Below are 8,485 nucleotides of genomic sequence, written 5' to 3'. Positions count from 1 at the left end.
ACTATCCCCGATCCTGCACGTCGTCTCCCTTCAGCTGCTGGCCTACCACACCGCCCTGGCCCGCGGCACCGACGTCGACAAGCCTCGCAACCTGGCGAAATCGGTGACGGTCGAATAAAACAAAGAATGGTGATTCCCTGGTGTTTCGTACAAATATAGTTTGAGACATGCAATTAAAGTCTGAGACGTGCAATTAAAGTCTGAGACAAGTCAGTGCGTTGGATTTATCTTCGATGTGCTAAGAATGAAAGCAAAAACGCCGACTCGTGCAGGTCGGCGTTTCGACGAACAAGTCAGTCGATCCAGAATGGTGTCTATCTGATACTTGTCGATTTTAAGCGTGCAATCTAATTCGTTTCTGTAAGAGCGGATGAAGCCGCAACCCACGCGTAAAAGGGGAAATGGGTGGGACTAGCCAGGACATGCTGCTATAGCCCATGTTCAGCGCGATATTTCGCTATTGGCGCGGGACCGGCTGACTTCGTACTGAGGGACATGACCTCATCACGCGCTAGCGCGATACCGCATACTTCCGCCGCTATCTCGCGATCGGCTACATATGTGCCGCTTAAAACCAGCAGACCGTCACTCCATAAGGTTGATCTAGCTCCGCCATTGCTGCGAATCCGCTTAAGCGGATCTTTTTGGTTGGCAACGCTGGCAATAACATGTCGCGGAATGGCGCGGCCTGTCACCAGACGAAGTAGCGTTAGCACGCGTTGCAAGCCGGATCGCTGCGTGGTTATTTCTGAATATATTGCAGCCGGTAAGCGCGCGAGCAAGTTTTCGGGATAAGGATGATCCTTCAGTATCCAACAAATGCTCTCGCGGAACTCTTTCTTCATTGACCGTTTCTGATCTCGGTTGTCCTTTCCAAGATGCTCAGCCTCGATAAGAGCCAGTCCTACACTGAAAGTGGCATTCTCTTCGCTGTAGGTGTTGATTTGCAGCGAAATCTGACCCACTTTACCGCGTAATTTGCAAACGAATCTGACCCACGTATAAGACACAATCCTGCTCACGATACTGAGCGGGGAATTGGAGTGATCGACGTGGCATTACTAGGCATTATTCGACGCTGGCATATTCGAGACCAGGTCCCATTGAGAGAGATCGCCAGGCGTTTGGGCATCTCGCGAAACACCGTTCGGCGCTATCTGCGTTCGGAAACCATAGAGCCAGCCTACGCTGAGCGGCGCTCCAAACGCGCCATCGACCAATACGCTTTCCAACTTTCGGCAATGCTCAAGACTGAGGCGGCACGATCGCGCAAGCAGCGACGCACGCTAAAGCAGATCCATGAGGACCTAAAAGAATTAGGATTCGAGGGGTCTTACGACAGGGTCGCGGCGTTCGCGAGGACATGGAGGGAGGGTCAAATCGACCGGGTCAATCCTGCTCACAAACGAACACTCTATTACCTTTGAGTCGCAGCAGGGACAGCAGTTCATCACGTCGGACATCCTTTTCCCCCCTGAAAACTGTGATCAGCTAACGTTGACATATTGCCACGCAGCTCCGGCCTATGGAGATGGAGGCGYTGGCCACCCAGCGGCAGCATAACATTTTGCTTGGAAGAAAAAATACGCGGATTCTCACACCGACAATTCAGGAGAGCGGCTTGAACGGCGTAGATCCTGATGCAAAGTGAAGCTTCCTTCAAAGGAGGTCTATCATGGAAACACTTGAACTCACCAACAGCCCTCGGATTCCTTGGAACAAGGGCAAACTAGTCGGCCAAAAGGCGCCGCTTAGGATCAGCGAAATTTGGGCGATACGGGTTCGACTCGAAATCTTCGATAGAACGAGGGACCTGGCGTTATTTTACCTGGCCATCGACAGTAAGCTGCGAGGCTGTGACCTCGTCCGGCTGCGTGTGCTTGATGTTTGCCACGGGGCCCAGGTAGCCCATCGAGCAAGCGTGACCCAACAAAAAACTAATTGCGGGTGCCGTAGAGGCAAAGCGTCACTTATTGGGAGTTGGCGTTCCGACAGTGATTATTGACCGCGTTTATCACCTCTCGGTCCGCGAAGGCGGGGGGATGCGCGGACGAACACTAGCGTGGATCGGCGCGACATGCAGGCTTAATTAGGTCGGTGAGGTCAGAAATCGTGTAGTGCTTCGGCTTCCGACCGGCGGACTTCGCCTCGATCTCCGACACCAGGTGCACCAGATGGCGAACGCCTGAGCCGCGCCATTGCCATTTTCGGCCCGGTCTTCGATCAGCGCCGCCCCCCACCGATAAAGCAGAATTTCTGAACGTTTGGAAATGCCAGACCGCCTTTAGTAGGTAAGCAGCTGCGTCGTACCGTCTTGAGGAAATTCAGTGATGGCGCGATGATGCGCTTCACACCGCTGGGAAGCGGAGTTCACCGTATCGGACTTGCGCGATAGCGTGCCGAGCGTGGCGTTTAGCCAGCGTTCCAGGTCATCAAGTAAGGCCCGTGATTACTGTCGGTGGCCACGTGTTCGTGTTTCGCGGCCGACGCGGCGATCTGGTCAAGCTGCTGTGGTGGGATGGTGATGGCCTGTGCCTGTTCGCCAAACGCCTCGAGCGTGAACTCCGCTTCCCAGCGGTGCGCTGCAAATCATCGCGCCATCACCGATTTCCCTCAAGACGGTACGAAGCAGACGCTTAGGCTAAGCAGGCCGCAGGCCCGCCAGTCATGACCGCCGGCAGCAAAGCGGCTGCCGGCTCCGGAGCAGGTCCAAGACATCCGGCCCGGTACAACTTGCGCCAGCAGAACAATAGGTTGGCGTTGAGGTTGTGCTCACGCGCGATGCGGGCGCCTGAGGCGCCAGGCTGCAGGGCCAGCACGACCAGGGCTAGCTTGAATTCCAGCGAATGCTGGCGATATTGCCGCGCGAGCCGCGGGAAATGACCGGATCGAAATTTGTTTTCATAACTCAAATTTGTGGGCACAACCGCTGTGCCGAAATTCGATCATGGTTGAGTGACAGGATCGCGTTTAGACGGTGCCCAGACAACGCTTACGGCTAAAGCTGAGGGACGCGCATTTTAGTCAGCGTATCGAAGCCAATGATTGTTGTAGTTAAGTAACCGAATACAGTTCGGTGTGACCGAAGCCTTGCCGATAGTCTAGCAAGGAGATGATCACTGGGGTGACCCGTACGAATAACATTCCTTCTATAGGCGTTGCGCCCGGCCCCGGCGAGACATGGGCAAATTGCGGGAACCTTTGAAGCAATGCCTTACCTACGTGCTCTATGTCATTTTCTCCGCGAACGAATTCCGCAGTGCCACTTAAAGACAAGCCACGAATGTGATTCCAATCCGTGTAACTCAAATTGATCGTACACGAAACTTTGTTATTGAACTGAATATTCGCCGCCTTTTGGCTACCTAACCCGATGCCTACATAAAGAGTGAGCCCTTCATTTACATAGCAAACAGTCGTCGCCTGCGGGTGTCCATCTGGACGAATCGTTGCCAATGTCATGTCGTTGGCTTGATTCATAATTTCCAAAACACGATTTCGCGTCGCCGCATCCAGACGGTTCATATTTCCTCCTATTTAACGATGACGCCACCCAGATGGCATCAAACACTGCTAATTGCCCTGCTTAATGCTAAGCATTGCCTGATTGACGCTGTTCTTGATCAAAGCAGCGCTGCCTTTCAAGGCTTCATGTTCAGTCGTATTTAGAGCAGGCTCAAGACGTTGTTGGACCCCATGCTTGCCAATGACGACTGGAAGTGACATTGCAACGTCACAGACATCAGAAAACGACGGAGCTACTGCAGACGCACTCACAACCCGACACTCATCCTGTAGGATGGCACGCGCCAGGAATGCTAACGCTGCACCAATGCCATAATAGGTCGCGCCTTTTCCGGTAATAATTTTGTAGGCCGCTTTGCGCACTGCCTGGTCGACGGCTACAATTTCCGAGTCATCCAGCTTATAGCCGCACAGTGCGGCACATTCGATAAGTGGAATGCCCGCCACACTGGCCGATGACCAGATTAGCACTTCCGAGTCGCCGTGTTCACCGAGCACATAGGCGTGTACTGACGACGGCGATATTTTTAAGCGCGTGGCCAAAAGCGACTGGAAGCGAGCAGTATCGAGCATGGTGCCGGAACCGATTACGCGATCAGGCGAAAGTCCCGATAAATTCGTGGCAACCTGGGTCATAACGTCAAGCGGGTTGGTGGCTACCAATAGTATGGCCCCAGGCGCGTAACGCATAATCTCGGACACTATTTGCGCGAACACCGCCGCGTTGCGTTCAAGGAGCTGCATGCGCGTTTCATCACGAACCTGCGCTACGCCGGCGGCAATGATAACTATCGAGCAGCCGTCAAGCAAAGGGAAGTCGCCTGACTGCATATGGATAGGAAAGCTGAAGGGCGTCGCATGTAGCAAGTCTTCTCGATGTGCTACGGCTAAAGCCAAGTTGCTATCTACGAGCACTAGCTCGCTGGCGATGCCTTGAATCAGCATCGCATAAGCGGCGGTACTGCCGACGGCGCCTGTACCGACGATCCCGATCTTCATATTGATGACTCCTCGATAGACGACTGCTAGGCCCCTACTTAAGCGCAGTGGCATCGCAAAGAACTCGTAGAGCTCCCTTGCTTGTACTGAATGTTTTCCTTAGCGCATCGCGATTGAACAAATAGATCACGGGGCTCAAGTGTTGCCGCAGCAGCTTTTCGACTCTTAGCGTGGGATACGCTCTTCGCCTAACCGTAGCGATACCGATGTACGCCGCAATTAGAGGCGACGCTCGATGGTAAAGTTGCTAGCTGGATAGCATGCGATTCACATCCTAATTGAGAGAGCTACGCGCGCTTTTGGGCAAGAGGTTCCGGACTTAGTAGAATTGCCTACTGTCATAGCGACACCAACAAGCACTTTATAGGCTAGATGCGTCGTCGGTCTAGCCAATATACGCGTGTGCCGGTCGCGCACGATTGTTGGAGCATTTATTTTTTCCTTCCGTGTGCGAAATATAATTAATTCAGTTCACTAGAGTATACGCATTATCCTCCCATCAGTTGAATCGTGCTGAGCTGACATAGCCCTTGCGGCATCGTGCGCCGCAACAGTTGCGGTAGACCCATCCTGCGCCAAATTTAGTTGAAGAGCAGTTATGAGGTCACGCCATTCATGGTAGAGTTCAATTATTATTCAGCAAGCAGGTGTTTGAGGCTGCAATGGTATCCATCTGCGCTGCGTCCGCAATGCCCTGATTTTCGCCTACACTACAGCATGAGGGCAGATTTTGATGCACGCCTAAGACACCTTGGGTCGAGTATTTGTGAAGAGGAGGGATCGGGTGCTACACGAATTCCTGGCTAACAACCGAGCCGAACTCATCAGCCGTTGTCGGGCAAAAGTTGCTGCACGTGAGCACACCGCTACTGCCGAGCAACTGCGGAACGGCGTTCCGATGTTTCTTGAACAGCTTATTCGTACTTTACGAGCTCAGCACACGAATAGTGCTTTCGAACTTCAATTGATTCCCCTCTCAGATGGGGGACTTGCTAAGGGTGAACTCGGCGCGTCCGCCACACTGCACGGCGAAGCTATGATGACGCTGGGCTTTACTATCAATGACGTGGTCCACAACTACGGTGATTTATGCCAGGCCATCACAGATATTGCAGTGGAGCGTGACGCTCCCTTTTCCGTCGACGAATTTAGGACTTTGAATCGCTGTCTTGATGTAGCAATTGCGTATGCGGTTACAGCATTTAGCTTCAAACACGACTTCAGAGAGGCGGATCGTCACAACGCCGAGGAAAACAAACGGATGGGTTTCTTTGTGCATGAGCTACGCAATCTCCTTGGCACCGCCAAATTGGCCTTTTCTGCTTGTAAAGTCGGCAATCTGAGTCTGGATGGCGCAACCGGGAGCATTTTGGGCCGCAGCTTGGACGGCTTAGAGGATCTGATTAGTACCACCGTCTCGTTAGTACGCGACGAACAGATCCATCACCAAAGCAACCTTTTTTCTCTTGCTGAGTTTATCGCGGAAGTGGAAACGACAACAGCGTTGGCTGCAGTTGCGAAGGAATGCCGCCTGACGGTTTTGCCCGGTAATCCACAGTTGGCTATACAAGGTAACCGGGCAATGCTTCTCGCGGCAGTTGTAAATTTATTGCAAAACRCCTTCAAATTCACGCACGTGCACACCGAGGTAACCCTGGCGTGTCGTACTTTGGCTGACAGTATTTTGATCGAGGTCTCCGACCATTGTGGCGGGCTAGGCTCCGACTTGGCTGAACGTATGTTTCAGCCATTTGAGCAGGGCGGTACCGACCGTACGGGGCTCGGTCTGGGGCTGACGATCGCGAGGCAGTTCGTAGTGGAAAATGGTGGCGCTCTTAGCGTCCGTAATCTGCCTGATGTTGGTTGTGTTTTTACCATCACACTCCCACGCCACGAGATATCTGCCAGCCCCAAGTAACTGTTGAAATCAAGTAGCCACGCGGTGAAGACTTAGAACATATTCACGTCTGTCTTGCACCACGGAGCCTAAGCTCGCCATGCGCGACTCGCCATGGTTCAGATCCGTTTTGGTTGAAGAAATCACTCGGCAGGCAGGTCGTGCGGGAAGTCAGAATGCAAGCGCGTCCCAGGCGGACTTTTGTGCCCATGTGTGAGCATACGTACCGACCACATCTAGATTTTGGATGATGTTGAAGCTGATGCATCTGACCGAGACATCTGCACGGTCGATGAACTAATGGCCAGGTCGCAGATGACTCTCAAGCCTTATGCGAGGTTAACATGGGCGAATTCTTATCAGTGCCCCAGTATGGGGGCGATGTGCTGCTGGGTGACGAGGCGGAAACGGTGGAGCAGGTGCGCCTTGATGCGGCTTTAGACGAAGCATTGTGCGGTACTTTTCCTGCGAGCGATCCCGTTGCCCTTAACTTCGTTTTTACCTCAATCGCTTCGATAAGAAGCGAACTTATCAAGCGGGCATTTCCTCGGACTAGATCATGAGCCGATACGAGCGGTGAACTTCGGACGTGTCGCGCGTGCATGACGGTGAGCTTGGATGATGCGGAGAAGGACGTTTTCGATGGATAGAATTCTGCAGTGGAAAGCCTGCTACGCCCGCCAGGACGGAAGCATCGGCACACTTTATATTGGGATGCCAAGCGAACCGTTGAGTGAAGACCTGATGGACTTAATTCTTAGGTGGGATGCGGACCTTTATCACTTTACAGTAAATGCTATGTCTGAAGAAGATCGCGTGACACAAGCGCAAGAGTTCTTCAGGGTGAACCATATTACTACCCTCTTTGTGAGATCATTGGACGACCTAATCGATTCATCCTCCGACTCCTGAGGTTAGGTGACGCCGAAGTAGAGCCAATGAAAGACGCTGCAAAAGTAGTGCGCCGGATAGATATATGGACCGCTGAAACTGTCCAGTATGGCGTTGCCCTACGCAGCGTTATCGGAGCGGATGAGGCCCGGCGTTATGTGCAGTCCCGATGCGTCCCGTTGCATGTCGTTAAGCGGGTACTATCCGGCACAGGGCTTCCACGCCGTTTCGATCCTCCGCAAGTCGACTCAACTTGATGCAAAGCGGCCCCTCAGACGAAACCCTGTGTGCCTAAGCGAAGCTGCTGTTCGCAAGAAGCTCCATAAAGCGATACTTAGATTGAGGCAGCTCATTCTTGGGAAAGCGGAAAGWGAAAAATCTCTGTTAAGAAAATGAGATACTTGATTCATCCGTAACATTCACGCGGCGCTCAGAGAAATTTTGCTGACATTAGTATCATCATGTAATGACCCAGTGAATTCCTGCTCAGGTGATAATACAGAAAGGACATCACGTGAGCATGGTCATGGAAGAGGAAGTAAAACGCTGGACGCGAAGCGCAAAGCGGCGCTGGTGACGGAAATTATCCAAGGAAAGACGACGGTTGCCGAGGCCAGTCGTGCCTTCGATATGCCACCGTCTGAAATCGAGGAATGGGTCGACGAGGCCAAGCGCGGAATGGAGAACGCGTTACGGGCTAAGCCCCTGGATGTGCGCGAATAGTACGAACGCCAGATCAAAGAGCTGCAAGAAGCCTATGGTGAAGCGATGCTTGAACTGCGTGCTCGAAAAAAGCTGGCGTCCCTGCTGGGCGAGGAAGAGAAGTGATCGAAACGATCCGCCAGGGACTAGAGGAAGACGGATTCAAAGTTTCGATCAGTAACGCTTGGTGTCACAGCCGTTTCTATCCTCGTCCATGGCGCAACTGTTCGTCCTTTAATGCGATGGTACGAGCGACGACTGATAAGTTGAACAACTTTTCAGTCACGCTCACTATCCAAAATTGGAGCGAGGACGACCGTCGGCAATGGGGCCAGGCCGTGTGAAAACGCGGCTGGATGCTACCGGTGCTGCAGTCGGCGAGACGAGTCGAACCGATTGAAGACGCGTCGAAGAAGAAAGGGCTTACAGCCCGATCAAGGCTGTTCTCAGCCCGTTAGTTCCCAGGATGCG

Annotated in this window: 7 protein-coding genes and 3 pseudogenes; 6 read left to right on the top strand and 4 right to left on the bottom strand. The window is 52.9% G+C overall.

The window, feature by feature from the left end; all coding sequences use genetic code 11:
* Positions 1–428: 428 nt before the first annotated feature.
* Positions 429–965 (bottom strand): NaeI family type II restriction endonuclease, encoded by a 537-nt coding sequence (locus tag AB4Z11_RS14905; protein ID WP_442026027.1) that lies wholly within the window; start codon positions 963–965, stop codon positions 429–431.
* Between the two features lie 78 nt (positions 966–1,043).
* Here AB4Z11_RS14905 and AB4Z11_RS14900 point away from each other — a divergent pair.
* The 3 genes and pseudogenes from AB4Z11_RS14900 to tnpB all read left to right on the top strand — a co-directional run.
* A pseudogene (locus tag AB4Z11_RS14900) lies at positions 1,044–1,367 on the top strand (helix-turn-helix domain-containing protein); the annotation flags it as partial.
* Between the two features lie 308 nt (positions 1,368–1,675).
* Positions 1,676–1,939: pseudogene (locus AB4Z11_RS14895) on the top strand (integrase); the annotation flags it as partial.
* 506 nt (positions 1,940–2,445) lie between these two features.
* Positions 2,446–2,640, top strand: a complete 195-nt coding sequence (gene tnpB, locus AB4Z11_RS14890; RefSeq protein ID WP_442026026.1) for an IS66 family insertion sequence element accessory protein TnpB — start codon at positions 2,446–2,448, stop codon at positions 2,638–2,640.
* Here tnpB and AB4Z11_RS14885 read toward each other — a convergent pair.
* From AB4Z11_RS14885 to AB4Z11_RS14875, 3 genes are all read right to left on the bottom strand, one after another.
* Positions 2,637–2,924, bottom strand: coding sequence for a transposase (locus tag AB4Z11_RS14885; RefSeq protein WP_442026025.1), 288 nt, complete (start codon positions 2,922–2,924; stop codon positions 2,637–2,639). The genes tnpB and AB4Z11_RS14885 overlap by 4 nt on opposite strands.
* Before the next feature lie 130 nt (positions 2,925–3,054).
* Positions 3,055–3,525 carry a pyridoxamine 5'-phosphate oxidase family protein gene (locus AB4Z11_RS14880; protein WP_442026024.1) on the bottom strand — a complete coding sequence of 157 codons (471 nt, stop codon included), beginning with the start codon at positions 3,523–3,525 and terminating at the stop codon, positions 3,055–3,057.
* A gap of 48 nt (positions 3,526–3,573) precedes the next feature.
* The gene (locus AB4Z11_RS14875; protein ID WP_442026023.1) at positions 3,574–4,524 is read right to left on the bottom strand and encodes an L-lactate dehydrogenase; all 951 of its coding nucleotides are present in this window, start codon (positions 4,522–4,524) and stop codon (positions 3,574–3,576) included.
* A 784-nt stretch (positions 4,525–5,308) separates the two neighbouring features.
* Between AB4Z11_RS14875 and AB4Z11_RS14870 the strand changes: the two genes are divergently transcribed.
* The 3 genes and pseudogenes from AB4Z11_RS14870 (at position 5,309) to AB4Z11_RS14860 (ending at position 8,140) form a co-directional block, all read left to right on the top strand.
* Positions 5,309–6,442 (top strand): sensor histidine kinase, encoded by a 1,134-nt coding sequence (locus AB4Z11_RS14870; protein WP_442026022.1) that lies wholly within the window; start codon positions 5,309–5,311, stop codon positions 6,440–6,442.
* A 621-nt stretch (positions 6,443–7,063) separates the two neighbouring features.
* Positions 7,064–7,333 (top strand): hypothetical protein, encoded by a 270-nt coding sequence (locus AB4Z11_RS14865; RefSeq protein WP_442026021.1) that lies wholly within the window; start codon positions 7,064–7,066, stop codon positions 7,331–7,333.
* Between the two features lie 493 nt (positions 7,334–7,826).
* Positions 7,827–8,140: pseudogene (locus AB4Z11_RS14860) on the top strand (transposase).
* Positions 8,141–8,485 lie beyond the last annotated feature (345 nt).

This window comes from Pseudoduganella sp. RAF53_2, assembly GCF_052113985.1.
Classification (GTDB): Bacteria; Pseudomonadota; Gammaproteobacteria; order Burkholderiales; family Burkholderiaceae_D; genus Rugamonas.
Note: the sequence above shows the minus strand (reverse complement) of the source record. Positions and strands in the feature narration are given on the sequence as shown.